This window comes from Agrobacterium sp. CFBP 3001 (assembly GCF_027871605.1).
GTDB classification, from domain to species: domain Bacteria; phylum Pseudomonadota; class Alphaproteobacteria; order Rhizobiales; family Rhizobiaceae; genus Agrobacterium; species Agrobacterium leguminum.
Window position 1 is genome coordinate 40,113 of the sequence record NZ_JAQAHD010000015.1, and the last position, 16,434, is coordinate 56,546.

Annotated in this window: 14 protein-coding genes; 1 reads left to right on the forward strand and 13 read right to left on the reverse strand. The window is 62.0% G+C overall.

All coding sequences use genetic code 11. The features are described 5' to 3' along the window. Positions 1–27 precede the first annotated feature (27 nt). The 3 genes from PH605_RS18100 to PH605_RS18110 are packed head-to-tail and all read right to left on the reverse strand — an operon-like array spanning position 28 to position 4,599. On the reverse strand, positions 28–3,018 hold the full coding sequence (locus tag PH605_RS18100; RefSeq protein ID WP_142845627.1) for a sarcosine oxidase subunit alpha: 2,991 nt from the start codon (positions 3,016–3,018) through the stop codon (positions 28–30). Continuing rightward, positions 3,015–3,335 (reverse strand): sarcosine oxidase subunit delta, encoded by a 321-nt coding sequence (locus PH605_RS18105; protein ID WP_003504489.1) that lies wholly within the window; start codon positions 3,333–3,335, stop codon positions 3,015–3,017. The genes PH605_RS18100 and PH605_RS18105 overlap by 4 nt, the downstream gene beginning before the upstream one ends. Positions 3,336–3,345: 10 nt before the next feature. Continuing rightward, on the reverse strand, positions 3,346–4,599 hold the full coding sequence (locus PH605_RS18110) for a sarcosine oxidase subunit beta family protein (protein WP_078052863.1): 1,254 nt from the start codon (positions 4,597–4,599) through the stop codon (positions 3,346–3,348). Between the two features lie 85 nt (positions 4,600–4,684). Between PH605_RS18110 and PH605_RS18115 the strand changes: the two genes are divergently transcribed. After that, on the forward strand, positions 4,685–5,731 hold the full coding sequence (locus tag PH605_RS18115) for a GlxA family transcriptional regulator (protein WP_161987943.1): 1,047 nt from the start codon (positions 4,685–4,687) through the stop codon (positions 5,729–5,731). Between the two features lie 16 nt (positions 5,732–5,747). Here PH605_RS18115 and PH605_RS18120 read toward each other — a convergent pair whose 3' ends face one another. The 10 genes from PH605_RS18120 to PH605_RS18165 all read right to left on the reverse strand — a co-directional run bounded on the left by PH605_RS18120 (position 5,748) and on the right by PH605_RS18165 (position 16,429). Continuing rightward, positions 5,748–6,080, reverse strand: coding sequence for a cytochrome C oxidase subunit IV family protein (locus PH605_RS18120; protein ID WP_080857789.1), 333 nt, complete (start codon positions 6,078–6,080; stop codon positions 5,748–5,750). Between the two features lie 14 nt (positions 6,081–6,094). Beyond that, complete coding sequence (locus PH605_RS18125) at positions 6,095–6,820, reverse strand: heme-copper oxidase subunit III family protein (protein WP_078052865.1); 726 nt, start codon at positions 6,818–6,820, stop codon at positions 6,095–6,097. 12 nt (positions 6,821–6,832) lie between these two features. Then, on the reverse strand, positions 6,833–7,537 hold the full coding sequence (locus PH605_RS18130; RefSeq protein WP_142845629.1) for a cytochrome c oxidase subunit 3: 705 nt from the start codon (positions 7,535–7,537) through the stop codon (positions 6,833–6,835). Further along, positions 7,534–9,312, reverse strand: a complete 1,779-nt coding sequence (locus PH605_RS18135) for a cytochrome c oxidase subunit I (protein ID WP_142845630.1) — start codon at positions 9,310–9,312, stop codon at positions 7,534–7,536. The genes PH605_RS18130 and PH605_RS18135 overlap by 4 nt, the downstream gene beginning before the upstream one ends. Before the next feature lie 54 nt (positions 9,313–9,366). Then, positions 9,367–10,182 (reverse strand): cytochrome c oxidase subunit II, encoded by an 816-nt coding sequence (locus PH605_RS18140; RefSeq protein ID WP_142845631.1) that lies wholly within the window; start codon positions 10,180–10,182, stop codon positions 9,367–9,369. Positions 10,183–10,472: 290 nt separating this feature from the next. Continuing rightward, the gene (locus PH605_RS18145; protein WP_142845632.1) at positions 10,473–11,288 is read right to left on the reverse strand and encodes a DUF2189 domain-containing protein; all 816 of its coding nucleotides are present in this window, start codon (positions 11,286–11,288) and stop codon (positions 10,473–10,475) included. A 142-nt stretch (positions 11,289–11,430) separates the two neighbouring features. After that, on the reverse strand, positions 11,431–12,876 hold the full coding sequence (locus PH605_RS18150; RefSeq protein WP_142845633.1) for an FGGY family carbohydrate kinase: 1,446 nt from the start codon (positions 12,874–12,876) through the stop codon (positions 11,431–11,433). Next, complete coding sequence (locus tag PH605_RS18155) at positions 12,876–14,096, reverse strand: NAD(P)/FAD-dependent oxidoreductase (protein ID WP_142845634.1); 1,221 nt, start codon at positions 14,094–14,096, stop codon at positions 12,876–12,878. The genes PH605_RS18150 and PH605_RS18155 overlap by 1 nt, the downstream gene beginning before the upstream one ends. Further along, positions 14,093–15,490 carry an NAD(P)/FAD-dependent oxidoreductase gene (locus PH605_RS18160; protein WP_142845635.1) on the reverse strand — a complete coding sequence of 466 codons (1,398 nt, stop codon included), beginning with the start codon at positions 15,488–15,490 and terminating at the stop codon, positions 14,093–14,095. The genes PH605_RS18155 and PH605_RS18160 overlap by 4 nt, the downstream gene beginning before the upstream one ends. A 144-nt stretch (positions 15,491–15,634) precedes the next feature. Next, the gene (locus PH605_RS18165; protein WP_080857782.1) at positions 15,635–16,429 is read right to left on the reverse strand and encodes an ABC transporter permease; all 795 of its coding nucleotides are present in this window, start codon (positions 16,427–16,429) and stop codon (positions 15,635–15,637) included. Positions 16,430–16,434 lie beyond the last annotated feature (5 nt).

Consider the following 16,434-nt stretch of genomic DNA (forward strand, 5'->3'; position numbering starts at 1 on the left):
AACTTGTGTTCGCTGGATATGCGCTAGTCAAATCTTCAGGCGGGTATTTTCGGGATCGACGAAGACCATTCCGGCGATTTTCGCGGCAATGGTGCGGTCCAGCATCGGAATGTAGACGGTCTCGCCCATCCGATCATGGCCGCCCTCAACCAGCGCCAGCGCAATCGGTTGGCCGACGGCGTCCGAGTGATAGGATGATGTAACGTGGCCGACCATTTTCATCGGTATAGGCTGTTTCGCATCGAAGACGATCTGCGCGCCCTCTTCCAGCTTGGAGCGGTCTTCGGTCAGAAGACCGACGAGGTGGCGGCGACCCTTGGCGACGAGATCGGGGCGGGCAAGGCCGCGCTTGCCGACGAAATCCGGCTTGTTCTTGCCCACGGCCCAGCCCATCGCCGCATCATAGGGCGTAACCGTGCCATCGGTGTCCTGGCCGACGATGATGTAACCCTTTTCCGCACGCAGCACATGCATAGTCTCGGTGCCGTAAGGCGTGATGCCATATTGCTGGCCGGCCTCCCACAGGATTTCCCAGAGCTTGCGGCCGAGCGGCGCCGGCACATTGACCTCGAAGCCAATCTCGCCGGTGAAGCTGACGCGGAACAGCCGCGCCGGCATGCCGGCCACGGTGCATTCCATGCAGGACATATGCGGGAAAGCCTCTTCCGTCAGTTCGACGCCTTGCACCAGCGGCGCGAGCAGCTTTGCCGCGTTCGGGCCATTCAGCGCAATGGTCGACCACTGTTCGGTGGTCGAGGTCAGCCAGACATTGAGATCGGGCCATTCGGTCTGGAGGTAATCCTCCATCATGTTCAGCACGCGGGCGGCGCCGCCGGTTGTGGTGGTGACATGGAAACGGTCCTCGGTCATGCGGCCGATGACGCCGTCATCGCGGATGAAGCCATCATCGCCGAGCAGCAGGCCATAACGGCAGCGGCCGGCGGCAAGCTTCGTCCAGGGATTGGTATACATGCGGTTCATGAACTCGACCGCATCGGGACCGACCACCTCGATCTTGCCGAGCGTCGAGGCATCGAAAATGCCAACGCTCTGGCGCACCGCCCGGCATTCAAGGCTGACCGCCGCATCCATGTCTTCGCCCGGCTTCGGGAAATACCAGGCGCGACGCCATTGCCCGACCGGCTCGTAAACCGCGCCGTGCTCCTCAGCCCAACCGTCGATCTGCGTCTTGCGCGTCACTTCGAAATGCGCACCGCGGTGATAACCCGCAAAAGCGCCGAAGGTCGTTGGCGTATAGGGCGGACGGAAGGTGGTCAGCCCCACCTGCGGCTGGCGCTTGCCCAGCGCTTCTGCCGCGATGTTGAGGCCGTTGATGTTGGACATCTTGCCCTGATCGGTCGCCATGCCATTGGTGGTATAGCGCTTGACATGCTCGATGGAACGCATGCCCTCACGCACGGCAAGCCGCAGATCCTTGGCGGTCACGTCATTCTGGTAATCCACGAAGGCCTTGGCCTTGCCGGCATCGCGGTCGCTCGGCAGTTCCGTGTGCGAGACGCCGTTGCCGGTACGGTCATGTTCCACCGCATGGCTGGAACTATTGGCGACCTTGCCGAGTGCGGCGGCGACTTCGCGACCCCGTTCCGCACCGTCCTTCAACGCGGCCTCGATGCCCCACAGCCCTCGCCCGGCCCCGGCAATGACGCAATCCTCGTTAGTGAGGGCAGGAAGGAACGTAGTCCGTTCATCGTCCCAGGCGATCTTGCCCTGCGTATGGGAAAAGAGATGCAGCGACGGCGTCCAGCCGCCCGACATCAGCACCGCATCACAGGCAATCTCCTGTCCCGCACCGACCGACGCGCCATTAACCGCATTGACCCGGACGGACTTGACCCGCAGCCGGCCCGAGGTCGCCGTGACCGTATGCGACAGCTTGACCGGAATGCCGAGCGCGCGCGCTTCGTTCACCAGTTCCTCGCGCACCTTGGCGCGGGTATCGACAATGGCCTGAACACGGGCACCCGCGCCCTGAAGATCGAAGGCGGCATACCAGGCGCTGTCATGGCTCGTCGCCACCACCGGCCGGTTACCGACCTTGACGCCGTAACGGTTGAGATAGGTCTGGGCAGCCCCCGCCAGCATCACGCCCGGACGGTCGTTGCCGTGGAAGACCAGCGGCTTTTCCAGCGCGCCCTGCGCCAGCACCACCTGGCGCGCCCGAACGCGCCACAGGCGCTCGCGCGGCGTATCTTTCGGCACGGTTTCCAGATGGTCGGTCAGCTTTTCGCAAAGGCCGATCATGTTCTGGTGGTAATAGGCAATCGCCGTCGTGCGGGTCATCACCCTGACGCCGCGCTCTTTCAGCGCCTTCAACTCTTCCGCCAGCCAGTTCCATGCGGGCTTGCCGTCGATCTTCGCCTGCGGCTCGGACAGAAGCGTACCGCCGGCTTCGGCATTTTCATCGACCAGCACGACCTTCAGACCATCGACCGCCGCCGCACGCGCTGCCGCGAGACCCGCGGGACCGGCGCCGACGATCAGCACATCGCAATGCAGGTTGCGCGAGGCATAGGTGTCGGGGTCCTCCTCCGTCGGCGAAACGCCGAGACCCGCAGCCGCGCGGATGAAGGGCTCGTAGACCTTGTTCCAGAAGCTCTTCGGCCACATGAAGGTCTTGTAATAGAAGCCCGCCGAAAACAGCATATAGGCCATGTCGTTGACCGCGCCGATATCGAATTTCAGGCTCGGATATTTGTTCTGCGAGGTGGTTTCCAGCCCGTTCCAGATTTCCTGCACCGTGGCGCGGGTGTTCGGTTCGAAACGTCCGGCGCCGCGGCGGGTGCCGATCAGCGCATTCGGCTCCTCGGAACCCGCCGCCACCGGGCCGCGCGGGCGGTGGTATTTGAACGAGCGGCCCATCAGATGCACGCCATTGGCGAGAAGTGCGGAGGCGACCGTATCGCCCTTCACACCGCGATAGGTCTTGCCGTCGAAGGTGAAGCTCACGGAGCGGGCGGCATCCACACGGCCACGGCCGGAAACGCGATAAGAGTTCATTTCGACACCTCGGAACTGGCTGGTGCACGGGTCAGGGAAGAAAGTTCAGGACGCGGCTCGCCCGCCCGATAGGTCGTGAGGAAACGGTCGCTCACCGTGTCGCGCACGGCGTTGAAAAAGCGGCCGCAGCCATGCAGGTGCCGCCAGCGCTCGAAATGCGGGCCCTTGACGTTTTCGCGGATGAACAGGAATTCTTCCCATTGCTCATCGGTCTGCGACGAGGGATCGGCGGCGCGGGTAATATGGGCCTGCCCGGCATAGGTGAATTCGGCTTCCGGCAGTGTTTCGTTGCAATACGGGCAGCGGATCAAAAGCATCGTCGTATCCTCAGTGCGCCACGGCTGCGGCGGCGGCCTCGTCGATCAGGCGGCCGGAACGGAAGCGTTCCAGCGTGAAAGGCGCGTTGATCGGGTGCGGTTCGTTTTTGGCGATGGTCCAGGCGAAGGTATGGGCAGCGCCGGGCGTGGCCTTGAAACCGCCGGTACCCCAGCCGCAATTGACGTAAAGGCCGGCAACCGGCGTCTTGCCGAGAATGGCCGAGCGATCCGGCGTCACATCGACGATGCCGCCCCATTTGCGCAGCATCCGCATGCGGTTGAAGATCGGGAAGATCTCGACGATGGCCGCGATGGTATGCTCGATCAGCGGCAGGCCGCCGCGCTGCGAATAGGAGGTATATTGGTCCGTACCTGAACCGATCACCAGCTCGCCCTTGTCGGACTGGCTGATATAGGCGTGAACCGCGTTCGACATGACCACGCAGGGGAAGATCGGCTTGATCGGCTCCGACACCAGCGCTTGCAACGGATAGCTTTCGAGCGGCAGGCGCACGCCGGCCGTGTCCATGACGACCGAGGTGTGGCCGGCGGCGGAAACCGCGACCTTCTTCGCCTTGATGAAGCCCCTCGCCGTCTCGACGCCCGCGACCGAGCCATCGGCATTGCGGCGAATGGCCGTGACCGGGCAGTTCTGGATGATATCGACGCCGCGGGCGGCAGCGCCGCGCGCATAACCCCAGGCGACCGCATCGTGGCGCGCCGTGCCGGCCCGTTCCTGAAGCGCGCCGCCCATGACCGGATAGCGGGCATTCGGCGCAATGCTGAGCGGCGGGCAGTATTCCTTGCATTCTTCCGGGGTGAGCCAGCGATTGTCGACGCCGTTCAAACGGTTGGAATGGATGTGGCGCTTGAAGCTCTGCACGTCATGGACGTTATGCGCCAGCATCAGCACGCCGCGCCTTGAATACATGACGTTGTAGTTCAATTCCTGGCTCAAATTCTCCCACAGATCGACGGCGTGATCGTAAAGACGGGCGCTCTCGTCATAGAGATAGTTCGAGCGGATGATCGTGGTGTTGCGGCCGGTATTGCCGCCGCCGAGCCAGCCCTTGTCGATGACAGCGACATTGGTGATGCCGTGCTGGCTGGCCAGATAATAGGCAGCGCCCAGACCATGGCCGCCGGCGCCGACGATGACCACGTCATATTCGGCTTTCGGCTGACTGTCGGGCCATTGCTCGTCCCAGTTCTTGTGGCCGGTCACGGCATTCCGCAAAAGATTGAAAGCATTAAAACGCGTCATGAGCGGACCCGATGGTTGGAAAATCTCGTGTCGCAAAAGCTAGGAGCATTTGCCGCGCCCCGGCTGGACAATCGCGTCTGTTTGCATGAATATTTGCGTCATGACCTCATCCCGCGCCAGAAAACGCCTCAGCGTCGCCTTCCTGCTTGCCGACCGCTTCACGCTGTCGGCCTTCGCGAATTTCGTCGATGTGCTGCGCCTTGCGGCCGATGAGGCGGACCGTTCGCGGCCTATCCTGTGCGAATGGTCGGTGCTCTCGGCGACCATGAGCAGCGTACAATCGAGTTGCGGCGTGAAGGTGCAGCCGGATACACGGCTGATGGACGCCGGGCACTACGACTATATCGTCGTTGTCGGCGGTTTGATCAGCGATCACAGCGCCCTGCCGCAGGAGGCGCTGCGCTTCCTGAAGGAACGGGCGGCGGCGGGCGTTCCCATCGTCGGGCTATGCACCGGCGTTTTCATCCTGCACGAGGCCGGCCTGCTCGATGGTTATCGCTGCTGCGTAAGCTGGTTCCACCGTCAGGATTTTCTCGACCGTTTCGATACCGTCCAGATGATCTCCGATCAGATCTTCGTCATCGACCGCGACCGACTGACCTGTTCCGGTGGCCACGGCGCAGCGCATCTGGCAGCCTTCCTCGTCGAGCGTCATGTCGGCCAGTCCGCCGCCATCAAAAGCCTCAACATCATGATGATCGACAGCGCGCTGAGCGGCGAAAAGCCTCAACCCGGCCAGCAGAGCACGCGCAAGGCCAACGATCCCCTCGTCAAAAAAGCAATCCTGCGGATGCAGCAGAATATCGAGGTTCCGAGAACCGTGCTGGAACTGGCGAATGATCTCGGCCTTGGCCGCCGCAGCCTCGAACGGCGTTTCCTGAACGACCTCAGCGCAACGCCTTCGAAGGTCTATCTCGAGCTTCGACTGGATCGCGCTCTGTCGCTGCTGCGCACGACGCGTGACAGCATCACCCAGATTTCGCTCGCCACCGGTTTTTGCGATGCGCCGCACCTTTCCCGCACGCTACGAGCCGAGCGCGGTTTCACCCCCAGCGAATATCGCAAGACTCAGGCCGGCCACGTCGCAACCGAAGAGGAATTCGCCGTCGGCGTGCTGCTTCCACAATCCTGAAAATCTTGCCTCTGTTCTAGGAACCCGCCCCCATGAAGGTCAGCCGGGTAAGAGCCGTATAGCTGGATTCCGAGGCCATCAGGGCTGCGAAGACGAGCACAAGAACCGGCGGAAGCAGGATGGCGTAGACCAGGACCAGCCGTTCCCAGGCCATGTGCATAAAAATCGCCATGATCAGCCCCGCCTTCAGGATCATGAACAGGATGATGAGAGACCATCTCGGATAGCTCTGAATGCCAAGATAATCGACCATATAGGAGAAGGCGCTGAGGACGAAAAGCAGTCCCCAGACCACCATGTAAAGTCTTATCGGATGCTGCTGTCCCTGTTGTGACTGTTGCTGTGCCATAATGCCATCCTCACTCACCACAGATAGAAGAATGCGAAGATAAAGACCCACACCAGATCCACGAAGTGCCAGTAGAGCCCGGTTATCTCGACGATCTCGTATTGCCCCTTGCGGCTGGTGAAGAACCCCCGCCTTTCCTCATCGAAATCTCCCCGCCACACCTTGCGCGCGACGATGAGAAGAAACAGGACGCCGATGGACACATGGGTGCCGTGAAAGCCCGTGATCATGAAGAAAGCCGAACCGAACTGCGCCGCACCCCACGGGTTTTCCCAGGGGCGAACGCCCTCCGCGATCAGCTTGCTCCATTCGAATGCCTGCATTCCCACGAATGTCGCTCCAAGCGCTGCCGTCGCCACCATCAGCGCGGCGGTTTTGCGACGGTCGCGGCGATATGCGAAGTTGACGGCCATGGCCATCGTGCCGCTGCTGCTGATGAGAACAAAGGTCATGATGGCAATCAGGATCAGCGGAATGTGCCTGCCGGCAATCGTGAGCGCGAAAACCTCGCTCGGATTGGGCCAGTCCGCGGTGGCCGACATGCGCGCCGCCATATAGGCCAGCAGGAAACAGCCGAAAATGAAGATATCGCTCAGGATGAATATCCACATCATCGCCTTGCCCCAGGAGACGTTCTTGAACGCCCGCTGGTCCGATGACAGATCGGCGGCGATGCCGCGCAATCCCGCCGGCCGCAGATGCGGATCACTTACCGGTCTTTCCTCCATGGATGCGGCCATGATCGACACTCCTCAGGTGACCAATTGACGGCAGAGATCGACGAAACTGTTCGCCCAGCCGGCGAAAAGCGCAAAAAGAACCAGCCAGACGACCAGCATGAAATGCCAGTAGATGACGCACAGCTCCACACTCAGGAGCATCCTTGCCGACAAGGGCTCGCTCCGGGCACGGATTGCGGTGCGTCCAAGCACGAAAAGCCCGCCCAATATATGCAGGCCGTGCAGGCCGGTGATCATGTAGAAGAAGCTGTTCGATGGGTTATCCGCCAGAACATAGCCTGCGGAGATGAGTTGCCGCCACGCCAGGAATTGACCGGCGACAAAGAAAACAGCCGTCGCAAAGGCTGTCACAAGAGCCGCATTCAGCCTGTCGCGATGATCTGGACGGACTTCGGTTTTCGCCCATTGCAGCGCCAGACTGCTGGCGGCAAGCGCCGCAGTATTCACCCATAACAGTCTGGGGATCGGGATACCCCACCAGTCGGCGCCGCCCATGCGGCCGAGATAGGCGCTGATGAGCAAGGTGAACAACGCACCGACAACCGCCAGAAATATCCCAAGTCCGACTTTCGCAATCGTCGCCGACGATCCCTGCATCTGCTGCGCATCGCCTGCCAAACCGACTTCCAGCCAGGGCTTCGAGGCCAGCCGCTGCCGCGCCATCCACCAGCCGATGATGCCGGCGATCCCGGCCATGAAGACGAGGATGGCGCTCATGACAGGGCCCTTTCGGGAGGCCCGGCAGCCGCCGGCTGGTTTTGCGGCAGGAAGTCCTCAGCCGCGCCGGGCACGCTGTAATCATACGGCCAGCGATAAACGACCGGCAGTTCCTTGCCCCAGTTGCCATGAACCGGCGGGGTCTGCGGCGTCTGCCATTCCAGTGTCGTGGCCCGCCACGGATTGCCGACCGCCTTTTTGCCCCAGCGCAGGCTCCACTCGAGATTGAACACGAACAGCAGTTGAGCCGCACCGACGATGAGCGCGGCCACGGTGATGAATATGTTCAACGTGTGCGCCGAATCTGGAATGAAAGCCGTTTCGCCCAGCTCGTAATAGCGGCGCGGCACCCCCATCAGCCCGAGATAATGCATCGGGAAGAAGATGGCATAGGCACCGAGAAAGGTGATCCAGAAATGGACGTGCCCCATCGCCTCGTTCAGCATCCGGCCCGTGACTTTCGGATACCAGTGGTGAATCGCACCGAAGATCACCATGATCGGCGCGACCCCCATCACCATATGAAAATGGGCGACCACAAACATCGTATCCGAAAGCGGCACATCGACGACGACATTGCCGAGGAAGAGACCCGTCAATCCGCCATTGATGAATGTGACGATGAAGGCGAGCGCAAACAGCATCGGCAGGGTGAGATGGATATCCCCGCGCCAGAGCGTCAGCACCCAGTTATAGACCTTGATCGCCGTCGGCACGGCGATGATCAGCGTCGTGGTTGCGAAAAAGAACCCGAAATTCGGGTTCATGCCGCTGACATACATATGATGCGCCCAGACGACGAAGCTCAGCGCCGCGATGATGACGATCGCCCAGACCATCATGCGGTAGCCGAAGATATTCTTGCGCGCATGGGTGCTGATCAGATCCGAGACGATGCCGAAGGCGGGAAGTGCGACGATATAGACTTCCGGATGGCCGAAGAACCAGAACAGGTGCTGGAACAGGATGGGACTGCCGCCCTCCTGCTTCAATTGTTCGCCCATCTCCACGATGGCCGGCATGAAGAAGCTCGTGCCGAGCAGCCGGTCGAACAGCATCATGACCGCGGCGACGAAGAGCGCCGGGAAAGCGAGCAGCGCCATGGCCGTCGCCGTGAATATGCCCCATATCGTCAATGGCATGCGCATCAGCGTCATGCCCCGCGTGCGTCCCTGCAACACGGTGACGACGTAATTCAGCCCGCCCAAAGTAAAGCCGATGATGAACAGGATCAGCGATGACAGCATCAGGATGATGCCCCAGTCGCGCCCGCCCGGCGTTCCCGAAAGAAGCGCCTGCGGCGGATAGAGCGTCCAGCCGGCGCCCGTCGGCCCGCCGGGTGCGAAGAAACCGGCCACCAGCACAAGGACGGCGGAAAGGTAGAGCCAGTAGCTCAGCATATTGGCATAGGGAAACACCATGTCGCGCGCGCCGAGCATCAGCGGGATCAGGTAGTTGCCGAAACCGCCGAGAAACAATGCAGTCAGCAGGTAGATCACCATGATCATGCCATGCATGGTGATGAACTGATAATAATGTTCCGCATCGATGAAGGAGAAATAGCCGGGAAAAGCGAGCTGCAGCCGCATCAGCCAGGAAAGCACCAGCGCCACCATGCCTATTGCGATGGCTGTCAGGAAATATTGAATGGCAATGATCTTGGCATCCTGGCTGAAGACATATTTCGTCCACCAGCTTTTCGGATGATAAAGCTCGACGTCCTCGACTTCAGCGGGCTGAATGACCTGCCCGGCGCCGGATCCAATCTCGACCATGTTCCATCCTCCCTGTTCTCCCGATGCGGCCTTCCCTTCCAATCTGCACGGCGCTTATCTGGCCGCCGACGTTTCCGCCGAAGCCAGCAGTTTCGAGAAAGTCGGCTGCTGCTGCAGCCAGGCCTGATAATCGGTCTCGGTATCGACGACGACGGTACTGCGCATCTGCGGATGGCCCACACCGCACAGTTCCGCGCAGAGAACCTCGAAAGTTCCCGTCCGGGTCGGCGTAAACCAGTAATAGGTGACCGAGCCGGGGATCATGTCCATTTTGGCCCGGAACTCCGGCACATAGAAATCATGCACGACATCGACCGCGCGCAGCAGCATTTTCACCGGCCTGCCGGCGGGCAGATGCAACTCGCCGCCTTCAATGATGACATCGTCCATTCCGGCGGGATCGTTCCTGTTCAGGCCGAGCGGATTGCCGGGGCCAATAGCGCGCGTATCCGCCCGCCCGAGCCGTCCGTCCGCTCCCGGCAGGCGGAAACTCCATTGCCATTGCTGACCGACGACTTCCACCTCGCTCGCACCGTCCGGTACGGTCACGAACTGGTTCCATACGAAGAGGCCCGGCAGAAGCATTGCAGCCACCCCAACCCCGGTTCCGCCCGCCAGCCACCATTCCAGGCGCTTGTTTTCGGGCTCGTATGCAGCCCGGTTTCCGGCGCGGTGCCTGAAGCGGAACACGCAATAGGCGACGAACAGCACGACGGCCGAGAAAACGAAGCCGGTGATCCAGAAAGTGATGATGATCGTATTGTCGATATAGCTCCAGTTCGAGGCTATCGGCGTCCACCACCACGGGCTTAGCAGGTGGAATACGATCGATCCCACCACCAGCAGAACGAGAATCACAACGACAGCCATCGTCTCCTCCCGTGACCCGGCCACGAATACTTCTACAACCCCATCGCGAAGTATATTAGAATTATCTCATAAATTGATCGGGCGAGCAATTATGGTAGCGCCTGCGGCAGCGTCTCCTTCCTGTGCGCCTGCATCAATCGCGAAGGCAATCGCGAAAAGCAGACAGATCGGAAGAAAACGATACCACATGGCATCCCCGCACTCTCCATGGCCTTCCCAACCGCCGCGGCTCCCCTCGCGGGGCCGCAACGGCAGGGAGGATGATCTACGGATAGATTTCCTCTATGAATTCAGGGCGTACGGCTTGGATAATCGGACACGATCAGTTTCCGATAGAGGTGCCAAGTCGAGTGGCCGAGGATGGGCATGACGACCGCGAGGCCGATAAATACCGGGATCGTGCCGACGACCAGCAAGGCCGCGACGATCAATCCCCAAAGCGCCACCGGAACCGGGTTGGCAAGCGTGGCGCGGACGCTCGCATCCACCGCCGCGACTGCGCCGACATCCCGGTCGAGCAGCAGCGGGAACGCCACCACCGTTGTCGCCAGCACGACGACCGCGAAAACGAAGCCGGCCAGATTGCCCCAGATGATGAGGGAGAGACCTTGTGAGGTCGTCAATACGTCCGACAAAAAGGTGGAGAGCGAAACCGGACCGGTCGCATCGAAAGTCGCAGTGTAGATGCTCTGCGCAACAATCAACCAGACGACGAAAAGCACGAAAAGCATGACGGCGACCGCGATGATCGACGGCAGGGCCGGAGAGTGCCGAACCTCCAGTGCGTGCCGCCAAGAGCTATCCAACCCCTGCTCGCGTCGTCGACTGATTTCATAAAGCCCGATGGCCGCGATCGGACCAATCAGTGCAAAACCCGACATCAGCGGATAAATAACCGGCAGCAGATTGGCGCCGGAACTCCACATCACCAGAAAAACACCGGCGATCGGATACATAAGACAGAGAAAAACATAGTGGGACGGCTTTTCTTTAAAGTCCTCAAGTCCCAGCTTCAACGCATCCACAATATCCGGGATGCCAATCTTGCGGACTTCCGGGCGGGCAAATTCGCCACTCGCACCGGCCATGACATGGAATGCCGTCATAGCACTTCTCCTCCTGCGCCATGATCCGGCTGGCGGTACAGGAACGCTCGGTGACCTCTATCGACGCGTCAAACCGCAACCGGCTGTTTTGTAATTTATCAAATTCTGTCGCCTTTGTCGCCTGTTCTTTAAATTGGAGAAATCAGATGCCCGCTGCCGGCATGGTCGACAGAACCGCACTCGTGCAGGTTTTGGATCGTTGCCAGCTCCGTGCACTGTCTATAGCGCGTGCGAAGCGAGCATGGTCTTTGGCATCGACCGATCCGTCGGGCGCGAATATCTCGGCATCGCCTCGTAGGGCCGCGACATCGACGCCGCACAGTTCCGCCAGGCCGAGCGCCGTCAACTCGCGCATGGCGGGCACGCAGATGGTTCGACCGCTGGCGGCAGCCAGAAAGCGGGCGAAATAGCGGCTGTTCGACAAGCCGCCATCGATGGAGATCGTATCGCCTATGGGGGCGACCGCCGATGCCGCCTCGATCAGCCGCGCCGTCAGCAGGGCAATGCCTTCCAGCACGGCGCGCACCATCTCACGCCGCTCGGTCGCGTGGTCCATGCCGATGAACAAAGGCACGGCCTGCCTGTCCCAATAGGGCGCGGCAAGGCCCGAAAGGGCGGGCACGAAGACAAGGCCGCGGCGAATGGCCGATGGTCCCTCGAAACCGTCGAGTTCGGCATTTTCAGCATAGAGGCCGATCTTTTTCGCCCATTCGAGCGCCGCGCCGGCATCATAGATCCCGCCTTCGATGGCGAAAACCACAGGCGCCCCCTGCATTTGCCAGCCAATGGTCGGCAGAAGCTCTCCTGTCAACGGCCGCCCGTGACCGGCAACGGCCAGCAGAAAGGCTCCGGTTCCGAAGGTTATCTTGCAATCGCCGGCCTTGCGGCAGCCATGCCCATAAAGCGCTGCCTGCTGATCGACGATGGAAACGCGGATAGGAGTTCCGTCAACCGCGCCGAAGCCGCCATCGACAGGACCGATCTTGGGCAGGCAATCCAGCGGCACGCCGTGAAGCGCGCAGAGTTCCGGGCTCCAGTCTCCAGTTGAGAGATCGAGCAGACCCGTGCGCGACGCCGTTGCAAGGTCGGTGCGGAAACAGCCCGTCAGCCGGTCCAGAAAAAAAGCATCGGTGGTGCCCAGCCGCAAACGGCCTGCCGCGCGTGCCTGTGCCACCGCCGGATTGTGCCTGACCAGCCAGGCCAGTTTGCTGGCCGAAAAATAGGGATCGAGCGGCAGCCCGCAAATCGCTTTCGAACGATCCGTTGCCGAAGGCGGCAGGGCGGAGAGCGCTTCGGCGGTGCGGGCATCCTGCCAGACGATGACCGGCGACAGCGCCTCCCCGCTCACGGCATCCCACGCCAGGCAACTCTCGCCCTGATTGGCGATGGCGATGGCATCCACCGGCCCGGCGGCAGCCAGCACTGCGCGGATGTTGCCCAGCAGTTCTTCCGGATCATGTTCCACATGGCCGGCGGCCGGATAAAATTGTGCGTGACGCCGGCTCGCCACGACCTCCGCCGTGCCGCCATCGCTCACCACAAGGCACCGGGTCGATGTCGTTCCCTGATCGATTGCGGCAATGCGCATCAATTGGTCTCCTGAAAGTGAAAAGCAATCCGCCCCGCTTCAAACGCAGCGCCGGGAATGGGCACCAACACACGGCGTTCAGGACGCCAACGGCCGGTCTTGCTCCACACGTCCGTCCCGTCGAGATGCAGCGAAAGCCGGCCTTGAACGGGTCTGGTGAAACGAAGCTGAAAATCGCGAAATGCGGGTCTGTCGAGCCCACCCGGCCGCAACATGGCGGGAACCGCCAGCTTGAGCGGATCGGCGAAGGTGACGGGCACTCCCGGCGCGCTGCATGGTTCCCGGGCGAGATCGTCGGCCACCGCCGCGCCAACCCGACGCCCTTCGCGAAACGCCCAGCCGCCCGTTTCCACGGCTCGCAAGACATTCCCGCCGGCGAAGAATATCGGGTTGGGCATCCGTCCGTCCTGATCGATCAGCGGCCCGGCACTGCCTGCCGCAACATCCACGGCGGATGCATTGAGAAGCGCTGCTTCCGGCGTGAAGCGCCCGGTGAGCAGAACACCGTCGCATTGGACCGTCATGATGCGACCATCCGCCAGACGGATATCGGCCTCCTCCACCCGGCCGCGTCCGCGAATATCCGTAAGTACCGCGCCACAATGAAAGGGCACCTCGGCCAGTCGGGGAAACCATTGAAAAGGCGACCGCGCCAGCGGATGCGGTTCCGGCTCGATCATCGCCACCGGCCGGGCGCGATGCGTCAGGCAGGTTAGAAGCGCGGAAAAGGAAACCAGTTCCGAACCGACGATAAGCGGCCGGCGAAAGGGCATGATGCCGTGAAAGGCGACATAGGATTGCAGCGTGCCGGTGGTGACCACACCCACCGGCCGGTCGCCGGGTAAAAGCCGCGCGGAGCGTGGTTTTTCCCGCGCGCCGGTGGCAAGCACGATACGCCGGGCCTTCAGCGTCTCGACGCCGCGCGCCGACGTCACCAGCAGCGCGCCATCCTGTCCGAGTTCCACCACGGAATGACCGGTGCGGATATCGACACCCGCATCCTGCGCCTGCCGCTGCAGGCGTTGCGCATAGGCCGGGCCGAAATAGACGCGTCCGAACTCACGCATGCCGAAGGGCGAATGCAGGCAATGCCGGGTTGCGCCACCAAGGGCCGGCTCACGCTCGAGGATCATCACGCGGGCGATACCGCGCGCTTTCAGCTCCAGCGCCGCCGACACACCTGCCGGGCCGCCGCCGACCACGATTACATCCGCACTCATCGGTCGCCTCCCTCGTGAACGGCAAGCGGGATCGCCAGGCGGTCGCCCGTCATCGCGGCCAGCCGGGCGTTGCAATAAAAGCCTTGGCAGCGGCCCATGCCGGCGCGGGTGCGGCGCCGCAGCCCACCGAAATCGCCCGGCGGCACCGGGCTTAAAAAGGTCGCCTCAATCTCGCGCCGCGTGACGAGTTCGCAATGACAGACGATTTCGCCGTGATCGGCACGCTGCCAGTCCCGCTCGCAGGTTTCCGTCAGGTTGGGCATCGTCACCTCGGGAGCGGAGGGCGGTGAGACAAAATGCGTGCCGAAACCTTCGTGAAGCCTCAGCGCATGTTGCGCCAGACCGAGGGCGGCGCTGAGGCCCGTGGAGCGAATGCCGCCGAGCGTGGTCGCCCGCCGGTCCGGCCGGGCGGAAATGCGGTAATGCTTCTTTTCAGACGCCGGTCGCAGACCGGCATAAACGGCGGTTACGGAAACGGAAGCAAGCGCCGGAACGATCTCCGCACCGCGCTCCAGCAGTACTTCCAGCGTCGCAGTTTCGACCGTCGCGCGCTCCCGGTCTTCCTGCTCTTCCGCCGTCGGGCCGACGAGAACATTACCGAAGGCGGTGGGGCACACGACGATGCCCTTGGTGATTTCGGTCGGAACGGGCAGGACGATGCGCGGCACATGCCGGCGGGCAGCCTTGTCCAGCACCACGAACTGCCCCTTGCGGGGCTTGATGGCAAAGTCAGGCGAAAGCCCCAGACGCGCGTCGACAATATCGCCGAACAGCCCGGCGGCATTGACAATGCTTGCGGCAAGGATAACGCCGGCCGTCGTCTCGATCCGCCACGCGCCGTCGAACGCACCGGACAGGACTTCCGCGTTGCGCACCAGCTGCGCGCCGAGCGCCACCGCCTGCGTAAGATAGCCAAGCGGTGCGGACCAAGGATCGATGATATGTTCACCCGGAACGTCGAGCGCGGCGACAAGGCGGTCGGACAGGCCCGGCATGGTTTCGCGAGCCTGCCCCGCTGTGAGAAGCTCAAGCCCGGCAATGCCGTTGCGCCGCCCCTGATCGGCAATCGCCTGCAGTTTTTCCGCCTCGTCCGGGTTCCAGGCGCAGACCAGCGCGCCTGTTTCGACGAGGCTGAGGCCCATCTGCGCATGAATGGAGAGATATTCCTCCCGGCCGGCCTTCACCAGTTCCAGTTCCAGACTGCCTTCTGGCGCATCGAAACCGGTATGGAGGATGGCGCTATTGGCCTTGGAGGCGCCGGAGAGGATATCGGGGCCTTTTTCGATGACCACCACCTTCGCACCGGCCAGCGCGAAACGGCGGGCGACCGCGCAACCGACCACACCGGCGCCGATGACGGCGACATCAAATTCCGTGGAGGGGGTTTCAGCCATGGCCTTCCCTTTGCCTTCGTCTTTCAAAGCGAAATCAGCAGGCGCGACGGATCGCGCCGATGCAGCAGCAGCGTTCATAAACGGGAGTGAAATTCGCGCCTGTGCCAGTAGGGGCAGCCAGCGCCAGCCGGCAGCCCCACGACTTTATTTCACGAAAGTTTTGGTCAAGCCCGCCGTGCGGTCGACGATGAGGACGACGGCAAGGGTGAGCACGATCAAGAGAACGGAAATGGCCGCAACGAGCGGATCGGCCTGCGTTTCCACATGCTGATACATGGCGACGGGAAGCGTGGTGATGCGCGGGCCGGTGAGGAACAGCGAAATTACCGCTTCATCGAACGACACCAGAAAGGAAAGTGCCGCCGTCGCCACGACACCCGGCGCGATCATCGGCATGGTCACGCGTCGGAAGACCGTGAGCGGCGATGCCCCGAGTGTCGAAGCAGCCTCCTCGAAAATCAGCGGCAGGCCGGCAAGCGAGGTGGTGAGAACACGCAGCGCATAGGGCAGCACGATGATGAGATGGGCGATCACCAGACCGGTGAAGGTGCCTAGCAGGCCGGCACCGGCAAAGACGATCAGGATCGCGAGGCCGAGAACGATGGTCGGCAGCAGCAGCGGCGCGGTGAAGAAGGCGAGAAGCGCATCCGCCCCGATCACCCGCATGCGCACGATGGCATAGGAGGCCGGCAGCGCGATCAGCATGGAGAGCGCAGTGACGATGATGGCGAGAAGGGTGCTGGTGCCCAGCGCTCCCATCATCTTGGAATTATGCATGAGATCGACATACCAGCGCAGGCTCCAGCCGGAGGGCGGAAAGGTCATGTAGCTGTCGGCCGAAAATGAGATCGGCACGACGAGAACCACGGGCGCCAGCAGGAAAAGGAACATGATGAAGGCGACGATTTTCAGCGCCAGCGGAGCGGGACGTTCTTCCATCTTCG